Annotated in this window: 13 protein-coding genes; 2 read left to right on the top strand and 11 right to left on the bottom strand. The window is 65.0% G+C overall.

What is annotated here, in order from left to right; all coding sequences use genetic code 11:
• Positions 1–218 precede the first annotated feature (218 nt).
• Entirely contained in the window at positions 219–959 is a 741-nt protein-coding gene (locus BPHYT_RS28985; protein ID WP_012427691.1) for a hypothetical protein, read from the bottom strand.
• Positions 960–988: 29 nt separating this feature from the next.
• Positions 989–1,516, bottom strand: a complete 528-nt coding sequence (locus BPHYT_RS28980; RefSeq protein WP_012427690.1) for a hypothetical protein — start codon at positions 1,514–1,516, stop codon at positions 989–991.
• A gap of 220 nt (positions 1,517–1,736) precedes the next feature.
• Between BPHYT_RS28980 and BPHYT_RS28975 the strand changes: the two genes are divergently transcribed.
• Complete coding sequence (locus tag BPHYT_RS28975) at positions 1,737–2,645, top strand: LysR family transcriptional regulator (protein ID WP_012427689.1); 909 nt, start codon at positions 1,737–1,739, stop codon at positions 2,643–2,645.
• A gap of 189 nt (positions 2,646–2,834) precedes the next feature.
• Here BPHYT_RS28975 and BPHYT_RS28970 read toward each other — a convergent pair whose 3' ends face one another.
• The 3 genes from BPHYT_RS28970 to BPHYT_RS28960 all read right to left on the bottom strand — a co-directional run bounded on the left by BPHYT_RS28970 (position 2,835) and on the right by BPHYT_RS28960 (position 7,103).
• Positions 2,835–3,164 (bottom strand): hypothetical protein, encoded by a 330-nt coding sequence (locus BPHYT_RS28970; RefSeq protein ID WP_012427688.1) that lies wholly within the window; start codon positions 3,162–3,164, stop codon positions 2,835–2,837.
• 320 nt (positions 3,165–3,484) lie between these two features.
• Entirely contained in the window at positions 3,485–4,405 is a 921-nt protein-coding gene (locus tag BPHYT_RS28965) for a DUF72 domain-containing protein (RefSeq protein ID WP_012427687.1), read from the bottom strand.
• A gap of 34 nt (positions 4,406–4,439) precedes the next feature.
• Positions 4,440–7,103 (bottom strand): hybrid sensor histidine kinase/response regulator, encoded by a 2,664-nt coding sequence (locus tag BPHYT_RS28960; protein WP_012427686.1) that lies wholly within the window; start codon positions 7,101–7,103, stop codon positions 4,440–4,442.
• Positions 7,104–7,559: 456 nt separating this feature from the next.
• On the opposite strand from BPHYT_RS28960, the gene BPHYT_RS28955 reads away from it, so the two are divergent.
• Positions 7,560–8,801 carry a DUF2252 domain-containing protein gene (locus BPHYT_RS28955; protein WP_012427685.1) on the top strand — a complete coding sequence of 414 codons (1,242 nt, stop codon included), beginning with the start codon at positions 7,560–7,562 and terminating at the stop codon, positions 8,799–8,801.
• Positions 8,802–8,863: 62 nt separating this feature from the next.
• Here BPHYT_RS28955 and BPHYT_RS28950 read toward each other — a convergent pair whose 3' ends face one another.
• The 6 genes from BPHYT_RS28950 to bcsP are packed head-to-tail and all read right to left on the bottom strand — an operon-like array spanning position 8,864 to position 21,227.
• Entirely contained in the window at positions 8,864–13,573 is a 4,710-nt protein-coding gene (locus BPHYT_RS28950) for a cellulose synthase subunit BcsC-related outer membrane protein (RefSeq protein ID WP_012427684.1), read from the bottom strand.
• The gene (gene bcsZ / locus BPHYT_RS28945; protein WP_012427683.1) at positions 13,564–14,745 is read right to left on the bottom strand and encodes a cellulose synthase complex periplasmic endoglucanase BcsZ; all 1,182 of its coding nucleotides are present in this window, start codon (positions 14,743–14,745) and stop codon (positions 13,564–13,566) included. The genes BPHYT_RS28950 and bcsZ overlap by 10 nt, the downstream gene beginning before the upstream one ends.
• 10 nt (positions 14,746–14,755) lie before the next feature.
• Entirely contained in the window at positions 14,756–17,338 is a 2,583-nt protein-coding gene (gene bcsB, locus BPHYT_RS28940) for a cellulose biosynthesis cyclic di-GMP-binding regulatory protein BcsB (protein WP_012427682.1), read from the bottom strand.
• Between the two features lie 3 nt (positions 17,339–17,341).
• The gene (gene bcsA, locus BPHYT_RS28935; protein WP_012427681.1) at positions 17,342–19,546 is read right to left on the bottom strand and encodes a UDP-forming cellulose synthase catalytic subunit; all 2,205 of its coding nucleotides are present in this window, start codon (positions 19,544–19,546) and stop codon (positions 17,342–17,344) included.
• Positions 19,543–20,331 (bottom strand): cellulose biosynthesis protein BcsQ, encoded by a 789-nt coding sequence (bcsQ, locus tag BPHYT_RS28930; RefSeq protein ID WP_012427680.1) that lies wholly within the window; start codon positions 20,329–20,331, stop codon positions 19,543–19,545. The genes bcsA and bcsQ overlap by 4 nt, the downstream gene beginning before the upstream one ends.
• Complete coding sequence (gene bcsP / locus BPHYT_RS28925) at positions 20,328–21,227, bottom strand: cellulose biosynthesis protein BcsP (protein WP_012427679.1); 900 nt, start codon at positions 21,225–21,227, stop codon at positions 20,328–20,330. Before bcsP ends, bcsQ begins: the two co-directional genes overlap by 4 nt.
• Positions 21,228–21,399 lie beyond the last annotated feature (172 nt).

Here is a 21,399-nt window from a genome sequence, read left to right as displayed (position 1 = left end):
GATGCGGGGACGCGCCTAACATCAATATAAGCCGGATTACCGGCGGCAGGATAAAGAGCGCGCTGCGGATGATCACGATAGACATCTGCGGCGGCGCCGCACAAACGGGTGATCGCCGGGACGATCGCGACGATCGCGATGTGGTATCGACATGGCCGAACATGCGTCAGAACCTTCGTTCCGGCATAGGTTCAATGGTGATCGTCCGGGAGCGGGCGCTACCCGTGACGGCCACCAGCGGCCAACCCATAAAAGGCGTAGAAGTCTTCAATAGGCGCTTCCACCGCGAGCGCCTGAAGTGGAAAGCAACTCGCCAGATCGCGAACATGCTTCACGTTCGACAACCGCCGGACGAAATCCTCAGCAGCATCAATTCTGACTAGCCCGTTGCGATCCAGAAATTGCCCCCACAAAGGCATGTTGCGAAATCGCGCTTCAGCGACCACGGCGCTCGCGACGTAAGCTTGCGGAAAGCACCGTCGATAAGCCCGCAGGTTATAAAGCCATGAAGTCCCGGCGACGCGTGTCGCTTCCTGCTGGTTATGTGCTACGTGGTCGAAAAGCGCGCGGAGTTCGGCGAGCCGTTCGGGCAAACGGTCGATGCTCAAAGGAGAGATCGCGGCCGGTTCGATATTCCGAAAGTGAACGCGCACGCATGCCGGACCTTGCCTCGCATACGAGAAGCAACCAGACGTCTTGACTATCTGCGCTCGGGGAGCTTCGGTTTTCTGTTCGAGGTAGAAGCGATATGTCCAGTCGGATATGTCGGCCGTTTGGCTCAAGCCATCCGCGTAACGCCGCCACGTTGGATCATCTCGATCAAAGGCCCGACCTAGTCCGAAGCGGACGTAGATATTCGTATAGTCGAGCAACACCTCGTCGATCGGCCTGTCGGTCAGCGCGACTACGACCCGCGCAAAGCGGATTTGCAAAGCAAAGAATTCCTTGCTGTATCGCATCCGGGCATCCTTCATATACACAAAGTGTGTCAGCGCGAGGAGGCGGCATCACCGGCCAAAGCCCACGCCGCTCTCGTCTGTGGCCGCATCAGCAAGTAGAACGCGACTGCGTGCGTCAGCATCAGCAGCGGCACGTAGATGATCGGGATTGCGTAGGTGGCGCCGAACTGCCCAGCCATGGCGGGAAGGTCGAGGCGGGTCGCATGATAATAGTCGACGACGATGTCGGCCGCGCCCACGACATTGAAGGCGAACACAAAGAAATAGAAGATCGGACGCATCCTGAAGGTGAGCAACGCCAGCATGGCCAGCACGCCGGTTGCGAAGTCGGCATAAGCGGCGAACTGGGAGAAGCCGGCCGGCAGATTGGGGCCGACCACGCCCGGAAGGATGAACACAAGCCCGAAGAACCGGAAGCTGTGCAGCGTAGCAATGGCGCGCAGCGCGCCGGCGCGGTCCATCGACTTGAGCCGGGGCAGGACGTACACGACGAGGCAAGGCAACCATGCGACATAGCCGAGAACGAGCTGTGTCTGGAAAAGGATTTCGGGTGACATTGCTGAACTCCTAACAGGTGTTGATCGGCGCGGTATCGAACACTGCGGTCGAGAGGCCGAGCCGGCCCTGCGGAAGATTTCGTCCCGGATGGGCCGGAAGGTTGCACGAGAGTGGGGGGCCATCGCCACGCCGGGAGTCGGCATGCCAGCGCTCCTGATCCGCAAGCAGAGTCTAAGTCCGCTTTCGGCGAGCGACTATCCGCGATAATATTCACGGGTCATGAAGCAGAACTTCACAGTCCGGCAAGGCGCGCTCGACGGTGTCGAGGCGTTTCTTAGCGTGGCCGAGCACCGCAGCTTTCGTCGGGCTGCCGCGCAGCTTGGCGTGACGCCTTCGGCCATCAGCCAGACAATACGCATGCTCGAGGCACGCGTGGGCGCTGCGCTTTTTGTGCGCACCACACGCAGCGTCGGCCTGACGGAAGCAGGCGAACGCTTCCTTTCACGGGCGAAGCCCGCCTTCGAAGAACTCATCGGTGCAAGCGAACTCGCGCGTGAACTCGGACAGAAACCGGCGGGGCTGTTGCGCCTCTCGGTGCCGAGCGCGGCAGTGCCGATCGTGTTGGAGCCGTTGATCGCATCATTTTGCCGGGCTTATCCCGAGGTGGAGGTCGAGGTGGTCGCCAGCGCGGAGTTGGTCGATCTGGCGGCCGAGGGATTCGACGCCGGCGTCCGCATGGGCCAGTTCATCGAAGCGGACATGGTCGCGGTGCGACTGACTCCGCCGTTTCCTTTCATGGTCGTTGGCAACCCTGATTATTTTCGCCGATGCGGCCGGCCGGAGCGCATCGACGATCTGCGAAGCCATCATTGCCTGCGCATGCGTCGCTCGAACGGGGCCATCGCGCCGTGGCCTTTTGTCGACGGCCACAAGGCAGTCGAGGCAATCGTCTCCGGGCCGCTTATCGCGCAAGACTATCCCACACTCCTCGGAGCAGCGATTCGAGGAGTGGGGCTGGCGCACGTGCCGGGGCCAATTGCCGCGGCGCCGATTGCCGATGGCCGAGTGGAAACGGTATTGATGCCGTTCGCCGTCACGACGCCGGGCGTCTTTCTATACCACTCGGGCAGACATCAGGCGTTGCCCAAACTGCGCGCGTTCATCGAGCACGTTAAATTCAATCACTGAGCCTTGTCGCCGCGCGGTGTTATTAGGCGACCATCAGGGTATGCAACCAGCCGGGGTATCGAAAGCGCACAATGAGTAGTGCCGGTTCGCCGCCATTTCGAGCGACGCTCGCACTAACTCATCTTGCGATTGAAGCGTTTGCGCTTATTCGCGGCTGGTTGTCATCTCTCTAGCAACTACTGTAGAGAACTACTGCTGGCCGGCGGCCGGCGAAACGACGCTCGGAGTCGCCAGCGTGTTGTTGGTCTTGGGAGCGCTGGTGCCGGCCGAAGTGCTGTTCCCGCTCGGCAGGCCCGAGTTCGGCGCCGGCCGGCCGGACATGCCGCTATCCGAGTTGGTGCCGCTTGGCGTGCCGTAGCCGCCGTTTGCGCCGTTCATTTGGTTCATCTGGTTTGCCGGGCTAGCGGTGCTGCCCGACGAACCGGCGCCGCTCGAACCTCCGGCCGCCTGTGCGAAAGCGCCGCCTGACAGAGCGAGTGCGGCGACGGCCGCGATTAAGCTTCTGGTTGCCTTGTTCATGATCTGTCTCTCCTTGTAGAACTGGAATAAAGACGCAGACGATTGCCGCCTGCTTGATCACGAATGGAGCACTTACCGTGCCGCGTACTTTGATTTGCAGCTAGCGGATTTTTTTGGGCATCCACCAAGGTCATTACTCCGCTCGGCCGTGCGACTGCAACGGCGGCTAGGCGTGGCATACACCGGATGCCCGCAATCCATGCACGGTTGAAATTACGAAAAGCGCGATAACTCACGCCTATGGCGAGGTGGCTGCGTTAAAGCAAAGGCAATGGAAAAAATCCTAATGGACCTATTTTTTAAACCGCCATCAAAACGGCTCAAGGCGCGTCCTTAATTCCCTCCAGAACGCTCATCAAAGTTCTCGCATTCCGCTGCCCCTGATCCTCGAAGCAATTGTTGAAAATGACATGCGTGCGTCCGGCCCGTCGCGCGATCGCGCGGATCGGGACGGCCAGATCCGTCAGTTCCGCCTCGCTATAGTCATAGTCAAAGCGATCCGCGGCACTCGCCGCGCCAGTCGCGCCCCACGTCTGTGTGTTGCGTCCATGCAGACGCACCATCGCCAGGGCGGGATTCGTCACTTCCCAGACCGTATGCACGCGATTGCTCACGTCCGGCGGTGCGTCGACGATCACATGCACAATGCCGCGCTCGCGCAAAAATTCGAGCGACCATGCCGCATGCTCGTCATCGAACCACGATTGATTGCGAAACTCGGCCGCCATCATGTAGCCCGCCATCCGCGCCCGGCACTCTTCGACCAGCGCGAGGCCGTCCGGCGCGCGCGTGATCCACGGCGCGAACTGAAACAGCACGGCGCCGAGCCGCCGGCTCGCGCGCAGCGGTTCGAGCGCTTCCCGATAGCGCTGCCACAGTTCGTCGCGGATATCGCCCGGCATGTCGCGGTAGTACACGTTCTTCTTGCGCGCGCTGATGATGCCGTCAGGCAGCGCCATCGCAATGTCTCGCGGCAACGCGTCGGGCGATGTCTGATGCCCGGTGAAAAGACGGAACGCCTTGAAGTTGAACGTGAAGCCTTCGGGCGTGCGCTCGAACCACAATTGCGCGTTGCTCGCCGAAGGCATCGCGTAGTAGGCCGAATCTACTTCGACCAGCGGGAACTGCGAGGCATAAAAACGCAGACGTGCCTCGGCGCTGCTGCTGCCGCGCGGATAAAACCGCTTGCAGGCAATCAGCGTCTTGTCGGTCCAGCCTGCGGTGCCGCAGCGAATGTCCATCGGCGGAGTGGGTTGAATGGGCGGCGTGCGTCGCTTAGGATGCTTCTTCGGTGTGATCGATCCAGCCCGCGAGTTCGCGCCGCAGTTCCGCGATATCGAGCGGTTTGCCGAGCAGCCGCGCGCCTGGAATCGCGTCGCCGATCTGCGCACTCTTGCCGTAGCCCGACACCAGCAACACGCGAATGCCCGGCTGCTGCCGCAACATGGCGCGCGCGAGGCAGTCGCCGGACATGCCGGGCAATGTGAGATCGGTGAAGAGGATGTCGAAGTGTTGCGCGGGTACGAGCGGCAGCGCTTCTTCCGCGCTTCCAACCGCAGTGCAATCGAGTCCCAGCGCGTTCAGCAGGTCGTTGAATGCTTCGCGTGAGTTCATGTCGTCTTCGACCAGCAGCACACGAGCCGGCGTGCCGGGCGAGCGCGCCCTCGCCAAAGAAGACTTTGTTTGCGGAATGGCCTCGACCTCGGGCGGCCGGCTTTCCTGACTGGATTCCCCGACGCGGTCGTAAGCGGCGGGCGGCACGCAGGCGGCGATCTGTCCTTCGGCCACGGACGCGGGCAGCGCCATGCCGGCCGCCGCGGCCGCACCGGCGCGCAACACGCCGCGCACCTTGCGGGCGAGATCGTCGCGCCGGTAGGGTTTCGAGAGCAACGTAATACCGGCGTCGAGTTTGCCGTGGTGGACGATTTCATCGCGCGCATAGCCGGAAGTGAAGAGCGTCGGCACCGCGGGCGAGCGAGTCGCGGCTCGCTGCGCGAGTTCCACGCTTTTGATCTTGCCGGGCATCACCACATCCGTGAACAGCAGATCGATCGGCACGTCGCTTTCGATGAATTCGATCGCCGCGTCGCCGCTCGACGCGGTCAGCACCTTGTAGCCGAGTTGCGCGAGCATTTCGACGGCGGTCAGGCGCACGTCGGCATCGTCTTCGACGACCAGAATCGTTTCGCCGCCGCCGCTGGGCGCCTCGGTGTCGTCGACCGCTTCCGAGGTTTCGGCTTCGCAGCAGCGCGGGAAAAACAGCGAGACCGTAGTGCCGCGTCCCACTTCGCTCTCGATCAACGTATGGCCACCGCTTTGCCTGAGAAAGCCGAACACCATGCTCAGGCCGAGGCCGGTGCCGTGGCCGTCGGGCTTGGTCGTGAAAAACGGTTCGAACACGCGTTGCAGGATCTCGGGCGGCATGCCGGCGCCGCTGTCGGCGACGGAAAACACCACGTATTCACCCGGCGACAGTTCGGGTTTGTCCTGGCAGAACGTGGTGTCCAGCACGCGGTTGGCCGCTCGCACGGTGAGCGTGCCGTCTCCTTGCATGGCGTCGCGCGCGTTGATCGCGAGATTGAGCAGCGCGTTTTCCAGTTGATTGCGATCGGCCTGCACGTTCCACAGATCGTCGTTCAGGACCGTGTCGATGCGCACGGTTTCGCCGAGTGCGCGATGCAGCATCTCGCTCATGCCGCTCAGCAGGCGGCGCGGATTCAGCACAGTGGGAGAGAGCGGCTGGCGCCGCGCGAAGGCGAGCAGATGCGCGGCCAGTTTCGCGCCGCGCTTGACCGCGTCCGTTGCGGCGGACAGGCGGCGTAGGGTGGCCGGGTGGCCGCCGGCATCGGCGGCGAGCATTTGCAGGTTGCCGTTGATCACCTGCAGCACGTTGTTGAAGTCGTGCGCGACGCCGCCCGTGAGGCTGCCGATCGCTTCCATCTTCTGCGCCTGGCGCAATTGTTCCTCGGCCAAAGCGCGCGCCGCGAGCGCGTCGGCGACGCGCTGTTCGAGCGTCTCGGTCAACTGGCGCAGCGACTGTTCGGCGATCTTGCGTTCGTGAATATCGATCAGCACGCCGGGAAAACGCGTCGGTTCGCCATGCTCGTCGAACTCGCACTGGCCGTTTGCCTGCACCCAGATGTAGTCGCCGTCGGGCCGCCGGATTCGAAACTCGGCGCGAAACGGCTGCCGTGTGCGGATCGCCTCGGCGGTCAGTTGGTCGTTGAGCGCCTGGTCGTCCGGATGAATCATGTGGACGGCGGCGTGGCGCTCGACTCCTTTCGCGGCTTCTTCCTGCCGAAAGGAAAAAGTGCGCGCGAAACGTTCGTCGCCGCTGACCTTGCCCGTGCGCACGTCCAGCACCCAGGTGCCGAGCACCGTGCCGGTATTGAGCGCGAGCTGCAGCCGTTCGTTGGTCTCGTGCAGTTCGGCTTCGGCGCGCTGCCGCCAGCGTTCGGTGAGCACGCGCGTGGTGGTTTCGACGACTACCGCCAGCACACCGGCCGGCGCGCCGCTGTCGTCGGCGACGGGGCTGTAGTAGAGATCCATCCACACGTCTTCGGGTTTGCCGTCGCGCAGCAGCACCAACTCCTTGTCGCGATACGACAGCGTGCCGCCCGCGAGACACGTGGCCATGACATGCCGGTTAAAATCGGCGACTTCCGGCCAGCCGTGTTCGACCGGGCAGCCGAGCAGATAGGGATGCCTGCCGCCTGCGAAGACCGCGTAGGCGTCGTTGTAGATCATGTAGCCGGGCTTGCCCCACAGCAGCACCAGAGGCACGGGCGAGGCGAGCAGCAACTGGACGGTCGCGGTCAGACTGCGCGGCCAGTTTTCGATGGCGCCGAGGCCGGTGGCGGCCCAGTCGAATGCGCTGATGCGCTGCGCCATCTCCCCGCGCCAGCCGGAGCAGCCGTGGTCGTGTGCCGGAAAAGGCATGCTGCGCTCCACAGAGGTCACGTCGATGAAAGTGTCCCCACTCTGCCGGCGCGCGTGACGCGTTTGCACTCGCAGCAGGAGGCGGGATGAAGCTTCTGCCGTGCGCCGCATGCCGACGGATGGCTGACATGCGGTTGCGCTAATTGTAGGCCACAACGGCGGCCCGGCGGCTTGTCTCGCATGCGTGGTGGGATTTAGGCGAACCTTTGTCTGCGAACGATTCGCAAGATTGTCCAGTTGATGCGAGCGACACTTCGGCGCGCGCAATGAGGTGCACAGGTGGGCGTTTTATGCGAAAAAGGCTAGTGCGCGTGCAGATGCTTTGTTCCGCTTACAGATTGCATTCAGACGCAGGCGCGAATCCTGCTGCCCGCATGCGTTCGCGCGCGCCGACAGGCGCACCGTGGAGCTGACCACCACGCGCAATTCGAACGTAGATCAAAGCGGACCCTGCGAATGACAAAGAAAAACATCACACGAAACAAGCTGTCTAACAAGCTACCCAAACCGGATGCGCGCCAGGCGCTGTTGACCACACGCCGCAATGCCAAAATGGCGCGCTCGGCGCACGCCTATGTTCGCGGCAACACCAGCAAGTTCTATGAATGGCTCGACGGCATCGAAGGCCATGCCTTGCCGGAGGGACCCGCCATCTGGATTTGCGGCGATTGCCATACGGGCAATCTCGGACCCGTCGCCGATGCGCAGGGACGCGTCGAAATCCAGATTCGCGATCTCGATCAGACCGTGATCGGCAATCCGGCGCACGACCTGATTCGCCTTGGTCTGTCATTGGCGACCGCCGCGCGCGGTTCGGACCTGCCGGGCGTGACGACGGTACGCATGATGGAAGCGATCGCGGACGGTTACGAGCGCGCCTTCGACGAAGCCGCGGGGATCGCCGACATCCACGCGGAAAAGCCCGAAGCGGTGCGCGTGGTCATGCGGGAAGCCGTGCGCCGTTCATGGCGTCATCTGGCGGAGGAGCGCATCGAGGATCTCGAGCCGACCATTCCGCTCGGCCCGCGTTTCTGGCCGCTCGCCAAAAGCGAGCGGCGCGAGATCGAGACTTTGTTCGAGAAAGGCTCATTGGCGCGGCTCGCCACCGTCCTGCGCGGCACCGGCGACGAGGCCGACGTGGAAGTCCTCGACGCCGCCTACTGGGTGAAAGGCTGCAGTTCGCTCGGCAGGTTGCGCTATGCGGTGCTGCTCGACATCGACGGTGCGGCGGTGGAGGGCGACGACCTGTGCCTGATCGATATCAAGGAAGCGGCGCAAGCGGCCGCGCCGCGCTATCCCGGCGTGCGCATGCCGCGCGATAACGCGGAGCGCGTGGTGGAGGGCGCGCGGCATCTGTCGCCCTCGCTCGGCGAGCGGATGCGTGCGGCGCGTCTGGCGGAGCGTGCCGTCGTGATTCGTGAACTGCTGCCGCAAGACATGAAACTGACCATCGAGCAGTTCACCCGCGACGAAGCGATGAAGGTAGCGCGCTTTCTGGCGATGGTGGTCGGCAAGGCGCACGCGCGGCAAATGGATAGCGCTGAGCGCAAGGCGTGGCTCACCGAGCTACGCAGAAATCGTTCGAAGACGCTCGATGCACCGGGCTGGCTGTGGACGGGTATCGTTGAATTGGTGAGCAGTCATGCCGCCGGGTATCTGGAGCATTGCCGGCGGTATGCGACCGGACGCGACGATTGACGCGTCGTGCTCGCGGCGGCGGCAGTCCAAACCGGACCGCGCCGCCGTGAGACACATAAAGGTCAATTCGACAACGACAGATAAGGCGAAACAAGCGGCGTGGGCGGGAACGGCTGCGAGCCGGTCTGCTTGCTGAAGCTATACCGCACATAAACCGCCGCGAGATACTCGCGATATTCATAAGCATTGCCTAGCGAAGCGGTCGCCCCGAAGGCCAGTTGCGGCGCGAGTTGATATTCGCCCACTGCGCTGAGCGAATACGACACGCCGGTCTTGCTTTGGCCTGGATACTGCGCGCCGCTCTGCACGCTCGTACCGACATTCGCCGCGTTCTGCTCAGCCGCACCTTGCCGGCCTGAACCATCGTTGAGCGGGAAGTAGTTCGACGCATCCTGACGATAATGCTGCACGCCGATCGAACCCTTCACGTCGTACGTGAACGCGCCGTTGCGCCCGGACCACTCCACCGGCAAGTTCAGGATCACGTACTGTTGGGGGCTGAAATAGCCGCCCTGCCCATAGGTGAAGTACGACTGGTTCTTGTCGTAACGCATCAGCGTCGTATTCACGCCGATCGTGAGTGTCTGATCAGCGTCTTTCAGCAGACGCGTATAGATGCCGCCGCCGCCTTTGACGGCAGTATTGCTCAGTACGTTGTTGCCGTCGTAATACTGGAACGCCGCGTTCACATACAGGCCGCTCGTGCCGTCGTCCCATGCGAGGCTGCCGAGGCCGCCGGTTGAAGTGACGCCGCCCCATTCGAGACCGGAACCGGAATCCCGCGCGCCGGCATAGGACAACAGGCTGTCGCTCACCGCGCGGCGCGCGACGGCCAGCGAATACGAGACCTTGTCGGTGACGCCGCCGTTGTATTGCGCGCCGCCCACGATGTTGGTCTCGCGGAACCCGAGCGGCGTCACGCCGATGTCGCCGCTGAGGCTGCGGCCTTCGTAGCCGACCGACAAGCCCACGCCGCTCGCCGTCTGGCTGCCGACATTGGCTGCCGAGACCGATGTGCCGTTCGATAGGCCGGCACCGAAACGCGCGAGCGTCGAGACATTGTTGGCGGGAGTGCCGGCGTCTAGCGTGACAGGCGTCGCCGTGACGACAACGTGTCCATTGCCCGCCCTGATGCGCCCCTGGATCGGCGCTTCGATATCGGTGAGGTTGGACAGGCCGTCCTCGCCGGTGCGGTTACGGAACACGATGCCGCCCGAGATGCTGCTCGACTGCTCGCGATTGACCTGCGCCAGTTCTTCCGCGACGCCGAGCGTTTGCGCGTTCGCCACGTTCGGCTGCGCGTAGGTGTTGCCGTTGCCGTTCGCGCCGGGTTGCGCCGGGTAGTACGGTTGGGCGTAGCCGGTGGGCGGCTGCGGAATGTACGGCTGCTGCTGCGCGTAGTAGCCCTGATTCGCGTAAGCCTGCTGCTGCGGCGGTTGCGGTTGATATGGCTGTTGCGCGTAGCCCTGCTGTTGTTGCGGATACGCCTGTTGACCGTAGTAAGGCTGCTGTGGATAGCCTTGCTGTTGCCCATACGGCTGCTGCGCATAAGCGGCCGCGTTGCCGCCATGTTTCGACGCACTTTGCTTCTTGCCGGCCGCGCGCTTCGTGCTCGGCGCGCCATACGGTTGCGCTTGCATCGAACCGGCACTGGCCTGCGCCTGGCGCGCAGCCGGCGACATCGGCCAGGGCGTCGCCGCATAGCCATCCTGCGCGCCGTATGGCTGCTGCTGCGGGTATTGCTGCTGCGAGTAAGGCGCCTGCTGCTGATAAGCCGGGTTGTATTGCGGAGCCTGCTGCATCGGCGGCATCTGCGCTTGCTGCTGCATCGGCGGCTGCCCTTGCCCCGGATAAGGCTGCAACGGCGCGCCCGACTGGCTCGACCCGTAGGTCTCCTGGCCGTAGCCACCGGCCTCGGCGCCTGGACGCGGCGCGTTATACGGCAGGGCGGCAGGCCCACGGTTCGGCGCATAAGGCTGCGCGGGCGCTGTATAAGGCGCGACGTAAGGCGCGGGCTGCGTAGGCGGCGGATAGTTCGGCACGGTCTGTGTCGGCAAGGAAGACTGCGAATACGGAAGCGCTGAACGCGCGGCGTTATAACTGCCGCCGGCGAGTGCGGCGTTGTCGGCGTCGGTCGGTGTGACCGTGGCGGTTTTGCCTTCAAAGGGATTGGTGCCCGGCAGCGGCGTCGCGCCGATCCGGCGCATCGCCACTTCCCATCCGCGCGGCACGTTGCTCGCCGGACTGCGCGGCGCATTGGCCATCAGCGGCGTGTTGGCGGCGACCAGCGAGCGCTGCAGATAAGTCGAGGCGAGCGACAGCTTGCCTTCCGCGCGATACATGCGGCCGACGGTGGCGAGCACGCCAGGATCGGCAGGCGCCGCGGTCAAGGCCTGTTTCGCGAGTGTTTCGGCGTAGCTGAACTGCTTCGCGCCGGCCGCGGCGGAGATGGTCGCTTGCAGCAGGTTCAGATCGTCGGGCTTGCGTTGCAGCGCGACGCGATAGCTGGCGAGCGCGTTGCGATCGTCGCCGGCAGTCGAATAGAGGCGGCCGAGCGCGGCTTGCAGATCGGGATTGTCGGGCATGGCTGCGAGCCACGGCGCGATCACGTCGTAGGCGCTGGCGAGGTCGCCGCGCTGGCGCACCGCATCGCACTGCTTGATGACGATGCCGAGATTCAGATTGCCGAAGTCGGTGCGTTGCTGCGGCGTCAACTGCATCGACGCGAGCCGGCGCATCACCATGCCGAGTTCGGCTTCCTGCTGCGTGGCCGACAGAATGCCCGCGTATTGCAGCAGCAGATCGGTGTTGCCGGGCGCCGCGTTCATGGCGGCGCGCACGAGTCCGAGCGCGCGGTTCGGGTCGCCGGCCTGGCTGTAAGCGGCGGCGATCACGCCGATCAGTTCGGGACTATTGCCCGCGACCGGCTCGGCGGCTTGCAACGTGGCGAGCGCCTGTTGCGTCTGCCCGTTGCGCGCCATCCGCGTGGCGAGGTCGGCTTGCTGATGCACCCACAAGCGGTGTTGCAAGGTCGTCATCGCGTCGGTGCGCTGCGCGACCGGAATGCGTTCGAGTTGCGCGAGACCCGCCGACCAGTCCTGCGTTTCCGCCGACAACAACGCGCTCGCGTACAGCGCGTCGGTCATGTCGGGATGCGCGGCGAGCAGACCGTCCATCATGCTGCGCGCGTTGGCGACCGCGCCTTGGCGCACGTAAATGCGCGCGAGGTCGAGACGCAGCCACGGGTCGTCGGGCGTGTTCAGCAGTGCGTCTTCGAAGAGACTGCGCGCGCTGCCGAGATCGCCGCGCGCTTCGGCGGCACGCGCTTGCGCGGCCTGCGCTTCGCCACGCAGACGGTTGATGCCGCCGGCCTTCGATTGCTGTTCGGTGTTGAGCTGATTGGCGAACTGCAGCGCCTCGTCGCCGCGGCCTTGCGCGGCGAGTGCGCCGACCAGGCCGCGCACCGCGTCGGGATTGTCGGCCTGACGGCGCAGCGCCATCCGGTACGCCTGTTCCGCGCCGCTCGGGTCGCCGTTCGCGAGCAGCATTTCGCCGAGCAGCACCTGCGCGGTGACGTCGGACGGATTCAGCGCGATCGCGCGTTCGAACAGCGACTTCGCCTTGGCGAATTCGCCGTTGCTGCGCGCGCCGATCGCGTCGCTCGTGTAGGTCCAATAGCTCGCGCTGTCGAGCGCGGTTTTCCAGCGCGCGGGATTGCCGTTGCGCGACGCGCGTTCCAGATAGTTGCGCGCTTCCGCGAAGTGCTCCTGCTTCAACGCGGCGATGCCCATGCCGCCGAGCGCGTCGGTGTCGTTCGGGCTGGTGGCCAGCACCGAGGAAAACTTCGCGCGCGCCGTGGCCACGTCGTTGCGGTCGAGCGCGCTGAAACCCTCGGCGATGGTGCGGCCGCGTGCGTCGGTCGCGGCATTTTCCTGCGAGCGTGCGCGCGCCGCGCTGTCCTGCTGCACCATCGAATCGAAGCGCGCCTTGACCGCGGCGTCATCGGTCGCGGTTTGCAGATAGGCCTGATAGAGCGGGGCGTCGGAGGGCCGCGCGTCGAGCCACAACAGCGCCTGACGCCAGCTCTTTTTCGCCGACGCGCCGACCGTGCTGTCGCCCGCCAGTTTCTGCAGACGCGCAATGCCGTCGCGGCGCGTCACGTCGCGATAGGTCAGATGCTGCGCATAGGCGAGGGCGTAACGCGGATCGTCGGGATTGTCGCGCGCGAGCTGTTCGAGACCGCGCCGCGCCTGATCCCAGCCTTGCGGCGTGGCCGAGAGCGCCTGGTAGTACTCGAGCTGCAATTCGGGCGTGGCCGGTTTGCCAGTCAGCGCGCGCTGGTATTCCTGCACCGCGCTCGCGCTTTGACCGCTTTGCGCAAGCCGCCGCGCGTCGTTCACGGTCTGGTCGCGCAGGCTCGATTCGCCGAGACGGCGGCCGAGCTCATCCAGATTCGGATAGTTCGGCGCGGCTGCCTTCAGACGGGCCAGATATTGCTGCGCGCCGGCGCCGTCCTTGCGGTCGGCGAGCACCATGCCCATGCCGAACAGCGCATCGGGCTGCTTGGGATCGATGCGCAGCACCTTCTGCCATGCCTGCTCGGCGAGGTCGCCGCGCTGATGCGATTGCCAGTACTTGCCCTGATCGATCAGCACGTTCAAGGGATCTTTCGACGCCTGCGCCAGCGCATCCGGCGAAACCGTCGCCACGCAGCAGACGGCCGTGAGGCTCAGCGCGAGGCGCAAGGACAACGCGAGGGCGCTCAGTCGCATTCCTTTCTCCAGCTCGGCACGAGACGTCCGGCTTCGTCGAAACGATAGCGGCCGTCGATGAAACCCGTGCCGAACAACCCCAGCACACGATCGTAATAAACCGGTTCGCGACCCGGCACGTTGGTGTCGAGCGCCGCGAGATGCGTGCGCGCGAGGCCGAGGCCGCGCTCGTCGCCGAGCGCCTTGAAGTATGGCGCGAGTGCAGCCCAGTAACTGAGCGGTCCTTCGCCGCTGGCCGTGCCGCTGGTCGATGAAACCTTCTCCGGCGGGAAGCCGGTTTGCGCGACGCGGGCGCGCATGCCGCCGAGCGCCGCGAGCCAGGGTTTGGCGAGCGGATCGGCGGGCGAGGCGAGGCCCGCCCACAGATAGACGCGGATCGCGTCGTAGCTGCCGGTGTCGCCGTTTTTCGGATCGACCACGAACTGGCCGTTTTGCCAGGCGGCCCAGTCGGGCGCGAAGCCTTGCGGCGCGGTGGTCTTGATAAGCTTGTAGGCGCTGTCGGCGAGCTTGCCCCACGGGCCGTTCGGCATGTCGTGCGCTAGCGAGCGCAGCACCGGCAGCGGCAGATAGCTCGGATTCAGGCGCGTCACGCCGCCGCTTTTGAAGCCTTGCGGTCCAGGCAACAGCATCGGCCCGACGCCCGGCAAGGTGGTCATTTCCTGACGCGCGATCTGCGCGGCCAGCGCCTCGCCCAACTGCGTGTAAGCCGCCTCATGCCACAGGCGGCCCGCTTGCAGCAGATCGTAAGCGATCCACAAGTCGGAGTCCGAAGCGGAATTCGGATCGAGCACGCCATACGAGCCGTCGGCTTTTCTGCCCCATTGCCACGACGGCAACCGCATGTTCTGCGCGTCGAACTGATTGCCCGCGAGATTGGTGCGGGTCCAGCCGAGCAGCCGGTCGAAAGTCGCGCGGTCGTTCGCGACCAGCGCGAAGAAGAGCGCGTACGACTGACCTTCGGAAGTGGTTTGCTGCGCCGGCGTGGAGTAGTCGATCACGCGGCCGTCGGCCTGCACGAAGCGTTCGACGAACGCGCGATAGCCGCTCCAGTCGCCACAGGCGCCCGGCGCGGCGGTGGTCTGGGCCACCTTGACGAGATTGGCGAAACTCACGGACGCCGCTAGCCCAAGCGCCAGCGCCACGCCGATTTTCTTGTTGATTCGAACCCGCATATCAGTCCTATTAGTCCCTCAGGCGGCGCGCGGCGATCGAGCGCAGCGTCCGGTAGAACAGGCCCGCGATGATCAGCGCGGCGAGCACGCCGCCCAGCATCAACAGCAGCGGATGCGACGACAGCGCCCAGCGCAGATATTCCTGCGGCGACAGATGGCCGACGTAATACGCCTCGCCGTTCGAGGTGATGGTGACGGTGCGGCCGTGGATCACGGCCATCGCGCCTTGAATCTGCGGCAGCACGTCCGAGTCGAGCAGCGCCGCGGACAGGTCGGCGTCCGACTGGCCGGCCGCGCTCACCAGCGCGACGGCGCTGCGGTTCTTTTGCAGCGGCGATTCGAAACCGGTCAGCAACGCGTCGCCGTTCGAACTCACGAGCGTCAGATCGGCACGCGCCGGCGTGCGCTCCACGCCGCGTTCGCCGTGCCACCAGTCTTCGAGCTTGAAGACGATGTCGGTGAGCTGGAAGGTGCGCGAGTCGCCGTCGCTGGAGAACGGCATCGACTTGGCCCAGCGCTGCAACAACGGCTGCTTGCCCGGCGCGCCGAAAATCAGCAGGTCCTTGTTGGCGAACTTGTCGGCGTCGTCGGCGGTGCCGACTGTGACGCCCGTCACCGGATAGCCGGTCGAGGTCCCCATGCGGCCCATGGTCAGCAGAAACAGGCTGTAGTCGCTCGAATCGGCGTCGTTCGGCAGGATCGCGGCGGTTTCGGAGAGGTCCGCCATGCGCGTGAACGGAAAGCCGCTATTGGCGAACGCGGCCAGATCCGGCAGCGCCATGTAGTGCGGGAACGACGAGAGGTCGATGGTCGAGTTCGGATCGATCGCGCCGACCACGTTGTCGAGCAGCCGCCCATGACATTCGCCGGTATTCGGAATGTCGTAGTAGAAGTGCAGGCGCACCTGGGCGCGCGGCGTGAGCAGCAGCGGCGGAATGTGCAGGGTGCGGCGCGCTTCGGCGGTCTTGTCGGGCAGCACGGTGGCGAAGTAATGGCTCAGCTCGAACACGGAAGCGGATTCGGCGGGAATCGGCAGCGCCTGCACGAAGCCGTTGTTCACGCTCACGTTCAGCGACGAGCGGTCGCGCAGCGGGCGCACCGTGTAGCGGTAGCGCAGATCGATCGGCGCACCCTTGGTGTGCCACATGAACAGGTCGGGCGGCACGCGCAGATTCACGCGCACGGCGTCGGCGTCGTAACCGGACACGGTCAGATCGCGCGGATCGGTGAGTTCACCGAAGCGCACCGGACGATTGGTGGGCAGCCAGTTCGGCGCGTCGTACGGCGCGCGCAGCGCGAGTTCGTTCAGTTGCGTGATGGTCGCGCTCTGGCCCGTCAAGGTGTTCTGGCCGATGCCGAGCGACTTCGCGGCGGTTTTCAGTTCGGCTTCGGTGCGTCCGAGCACGAGCAGCAGCTTGCCGCGCGCCGGCGCTTCGCGATCGACCACTGCGATGGTCGGGCCGGAGATCGCCGGAATGTTGACGCCGGCCGGGCGTTGATCGGAAGTCGCGAACACGACGGCATTGCCCGACAGCGGTGCGTTGTCCAGTTGCGCCGGAAACACCGCGCCGCGATAACCGGCGAGCGCGCCGAACCACGACGCCACGATGCCGCCCGCTTCAAGCGTGGCGTTGCCCGGCTTCTGCGGGAACACGAACGGCAGCTCGAGACGGCGCACATCGCGGCGGTCGAAGAACGGCTGCGGCAGCGCGGCCAGATCCGGCTTGCTGACGAGCGACGCGTAAGTCAGATCGAGTGAACTCGCATTGCTGACCGTGGCCCACAGCGACGAGTTGGCCGGGTCTTCGCAACTCGTCGTGTAATGGCCGATCAGCTGCACGTTCAAATGGTTGAACTCGGTGATGAAGCGCGGATCGATCGTGACGTCGCGCGCTACCAGCATGCCGGCCTGTTCATGCGGCACGGGCAGGGTGGCGGCGACTTCGCCGTTCACCAGCACTTTGAGCTGCGAGATATTCGGCAGCAGCGCGGGCGAGTAGCTATACACCAGATGCAAGACCGCGCCCGTCACCACTTCGTCGCCGCGCACGGAGAACGCCACGCCGTTCTGGCCGTCCGTGCCACGCAATTGCAGCGGGTCGAGCGCGCCGAGATCGGCGAAGGTCAGCGTCTGACGGCGGCCGCCCGGCACCAGCGTGCCCGGCTCGGCGGTGGTCGGCGTCTTCACGCCCAACGCTTTCACCGACGACGCGGCGAGCGCCGGCGTCGGCGTCGCCAATTGAGGTTGCGCCAGCGCGTTCGGATCGTAGGGCACGGCCGGACCCGGCGCGCTCGCAGTGCCGGCGCCCGTCGCGGTCGTCACATTCAGCACATTCGGCGCAAGCGGCTTGCTCTGAACGGAGCCCGCGGCGTTCTGCGCGGCGTCCGTCCCGTTTGCAGCGACGCTCGCCGCCACGACTTCAGCCGCCGTGGCGAGCGGCGCGGCCAGCGCCGTCTGCAATGCCAGCCAGCACGCGAGGCCGCGCATCAACCTTTGCGAGCCGGGACGTGCCACGCGATGCAGGTTTAATCCGGTCCCACTGCGCTCGTGATTCGAGCGTTCGATGTTGCCCTTCGCCATCCGGTTGCGCATAGATCAGTCTTTCGTTTTTAGCTTCTTGACGTCCATTGGACGGCTTTTCATCGAACTGCGAAGGTCGGCATAAAGATGCTCGAACAGCCCCGCGATACCGCGCGCGCCTACCGTCAGCACATGCGACAGGCCGCGCAAGGGGGTGTCCTGCTGCCGTCCTTCCGCCCAGCCGGTCCAGGCGTCGGCGCGTGCAAAGGTGGTTTTGACGAACTCGTATTCTTGCTCGCGCGTCATTGCCGAGAAGCGCAGACCCACGCGGCCCGGCGCGGTGAAGCCGACGGTCGCGGGGAACGCGTATTCCTCGTCGCCGCGAAAGAGGGAGACGGTCACGCGCTCGTGCATCGGCACCTGAATCGCGGCGGGCAGCGCCACGCCGACGCCGCCTTCCGAGTAGTCGATGGTTTCGCAGGCGAGTGTGCGGCCGGTCGAGAACTTCAGCATGACGGGCATCTGCATCGCCACGCGGTGCACCGCGCGAATCTGCCGGCGCTCGCTCGCGGCGGCCACGCTCGCGCCGAGAATCAGCATGTTGTAGGTAGTCCAGCCGAGGTTGAGGATGGTGGTCTGCACAACGCTGCGCACATGCCAGTTCAAGTAAATATGCACGACGCCCACGCAAAAGCCGATCAGGTTCAGCAACAGCAGAAACAGATACGGCCGCGAGATCGCCCAGTCGAAATAGTTCTTCTCGATCTGGCCGCCCTTGGCCGTCACGTTGAACTTGCCGAGCTTCGGGTTGATCAGCGCAAGCAGGGTCGGCGCGGTGATGTACGAGGCCAGCACCGACTCATAGACTTCCGCCCAGAACGAATGGCGGAACGAGCGCTGCATGCGCGAGTTGGTGATGCTCGCGTGCATCATGTGCGGCAGCGCGTAGATCGCGATCGTGCTGGCGGCGGCTTCGATCACGTGCGCGCCGAAGAACAGATACGACAGCGGCGCGGTGAGAAACACCAGACGCGGGATGCCGTAGAAAAAGTGCATCATCGCGTTCAGATAGCACAGGCGCTGGCCGATTTTGAGGCCCTTGCCGGTGAGCGGATTGTCGATGCGGAAAATCTGCGTCATGCCGCGCGCCCAGCGAATCCGCTGGCCGATGTGGCCGGAGAGAGATTCCGTGGCGAGCCCCGCGGCTTGCGGAATCGCCAGATAGGCGGTGGTGTAGCCGAGACGGTGCAGCTTCAAGGCAGTGTGCGCGTCTTCGGTCACGGTCTCGACCGCGATGCCGCCGATCTCCTCGACCATGGTCCGGCGCAACAGCGCGCACGATCCGCAGAAGAAGGTGGCGTTCCACAGATCGTTGCCGTCCTGCACGAGGCCGTAGAACAGTTCGCCTTCGTTCGGCACTTTGCGGAAAGTGCCGAGGTTGCGTTCGAACGGGTCGGCGGAAAAGAAGTGGTGCGGCGTTTGCAGCATGGACAGCAGCTTGTCGCGCAGGAACCAGCCGAGGCCGATCTGCAGGAACGAGCGGGTCGGAATGTGATCGCAGTCGAAGATCGCCAGGTATTCGCCGCTGGTGATCTTCAATGCCTCGTTGATGTTGCCGGCTTTCGCGTGGCGGTTGTGCGTGCGGATCGTCCAGTTGACGCCGACCTCTTCGCAGAACGCCTTGAACTCGGGGCGACGGCCGTCGTCGAGTACGTGGATCGAAATCTTCTCGGCCGGATAGTCGAGCGCGAGCGCGGCGTAGATGGTCGGCTTCACCACCGAGAGCGGCTCGTTGTAGGTCGGAATGAACACGTCGACGGTCGGCCATTGGTCGCGCGAGGCCGGCAGCGGCATCGGCGTGCGCTTGAGCGGCCAGGCAGTCTGGAAGTAGCCGAGCAGCAGCACGATGGTCGAATAGACTTCGGCGGAGACCAGCAGCAGACCCCAGCCGGCGTCGAGCGGATGCTCCCAGTAGGTGGTCGCGGTCAGCCGCCAGTACATATAGCGGCCCGACGTGACCACCGACAGCATGATCATCACCATCGTCGCGTAACGGCCTTGCAGGCGGCGGAACATCAGCGCGGTGACGAAGCAACAGGTCGCGAACGTCAACTGTTCATAGAAGGCAAGCGGCACGGTGAACACGAAGTACAGCATCACCAGCGCGAACAGCGTGACAAGTCCGGTGACGATGCGGCTGTTCCAGAAGCGCGCGTCGATGAAACGTTCGATCCGCGACGGCTCGGCGGGCTCGAGGCCCGGCGATGGAGACGTACTCATGCGACGTTCCTCGGCGAGACGGCGATCGCGTCGAGCGCCGCCAGCAGCCATGCGCCGCACGATCTGAAATCCGCGGCGGCCTGGCTGAGTGGATCGTAGTGAATCAGCGTGGTGTCGCACGCGAGCGCCTCGCTCACGCCTTCGTCCAGATGAATCACGCCCGGGAACAGCTTCGTGCCGAGCATCTGGCGCAGCACCTTGAGCACGTCTTTGGTCAGCTGGCGCGACTGGTCGATCTGGTTGATCACGTAGCCTTCGCCGCCGAACTCGGCGCGCGGCGCCGCGTAGGCTGCGATCAGCCGCTCCATCTGCGGAATCGCGGCGTACGAGGCTGCATCGGCGAGCACCACGTTCAGTGTGAAGGTGGCGGCAGTCAGGGCGGTTCGCACATAGGTGGACGAACCTGGCGGCGTGTCGATGATCACGATGTCGGAGGCGTCGAGTCGCAGGTTCTGCAACGACTGCGCGAGCCAGCGCGGATCCTGGTCGATGTGCGCTTCGAAGCGGCGGCGGTCGTCTTCGAGCAACGCGCCGTAGGGCAGCACGGTCACGCCGTCGACGCCGTCGAACATCACGGATTGCCACGGGTCGCCCGTCAGCGTGGCGCGCGACAGACCGTCGATGCTGTCGAGCGGCACGCCGAAGTGCAGACGCAGGGCGTTTTGCGGGTCGAGGTCGAGCGCGATCACACGCCGGCCGCCGGCGGCCAGCACGGAAGCGAGATTGGCGGCGAGGGTGGTCTTGCCGACCCCGCCTTTGGCGGACACCACCGCAATGACTTTCATGAGCGACGAGGGCCGTTGATCAGCCACGAGTTGGAAGGGGCGGGCGTGGCGGCGGCCGGTGCCGCGGCTTGAGCGCGGCTGCCGCGCAAACGGTCGAAGACCGATTGCAATGGCGCGGATGTGTCGCTGGCTTTGGCCGGTTGCGGCGGCGCGGATGCGAATGCGGGTTCCGGCGCGAAGAGCTTGCCGAGGATCGAAGCGGGTTGCGACGGCGCGGTCGAATTCGCGTAAGCGCGCGCCGGCGCCGGCGACTGCGCCCAGCTGGGTGCGGCGGCGGACGCGACCGTTTGCATCACCGGCGGCCGCAACGGAATCGCCGGCGGCACGGATGCCGGTTGCGCGGCATGAGGCACGGGGGCGAGCGGCGCGGTCTGCGCCGCAATCGCAGCGGAAACGAACGGGGTCGCGGCCGGCGCGCTTTGAACGGGAGCCGGAGCCGCAGGTCGCGCGGCTTGTGCAGATACCGGCGCGACAGCTTCCACTCGAACAGCACCAACTGCCGCCGGCGGCGTCACATCGTTTTTCGTTTCGAGTTCGCCGAAACGCGACGCGCCTTTCGGCACGTTCACCGGCGCTGCCACGGCAACCGGCGGAATGTCGCGCCGATGCGAACGCGTGAACAGCGGCGCCTTTGCACGCGTGACAGAGGCGGCGTCTTTTGGCGTGGTGTCCTGACGATCGACGGCCACCGGCGCCTCGACCGCCTGCGCCTGAGGCCTGGGCTCACGATGCTGCCCGATGGCGGGAATCGTCGGCTGGGTCAGATCGAGCGTCACTAATAGCGGCCAACGGGTGCGCGCCGAACGCGCTTCGTTTTCGCGGCCGATTTCCTGGTACGCGTTGGCGTCACCGCCAAAGTGATCGAAAAGTTTTTCGATGTCGCTCGATGAGCTCATAGTGCCGCCGTCTTGTTCATGACTTGCCTTGTGCCGATCCTAACTTGTGTTCGCGGCGCTGAAACGCTGGTCCTGCCTGTCGCTTTACTGTTGCTTCACTGCTGCTTCACGCGCACCGGTCTTGCGCGTTCCTCTACTGCGGGTTGCTGCCTTGCCTCTTCACAACGCGTCC

It is taken from the genome of Paraburkholderia phytofirmans PsJN (assembly GCF_000020125.1).
Taxonomy (GTDB): domain Bacteria; phylum Pseudomonadota; class Gammaproteobacteria; order Burkholderiales; family Burkholderiaceae; genus Paraburkholderia; species Paraburkholderia phytofirmans.
The sequence above is the reverse complement of the archived record's forward strand: the minus strand, read 5'-3'. Positions and strand labels throughout refer to the sequence as shown.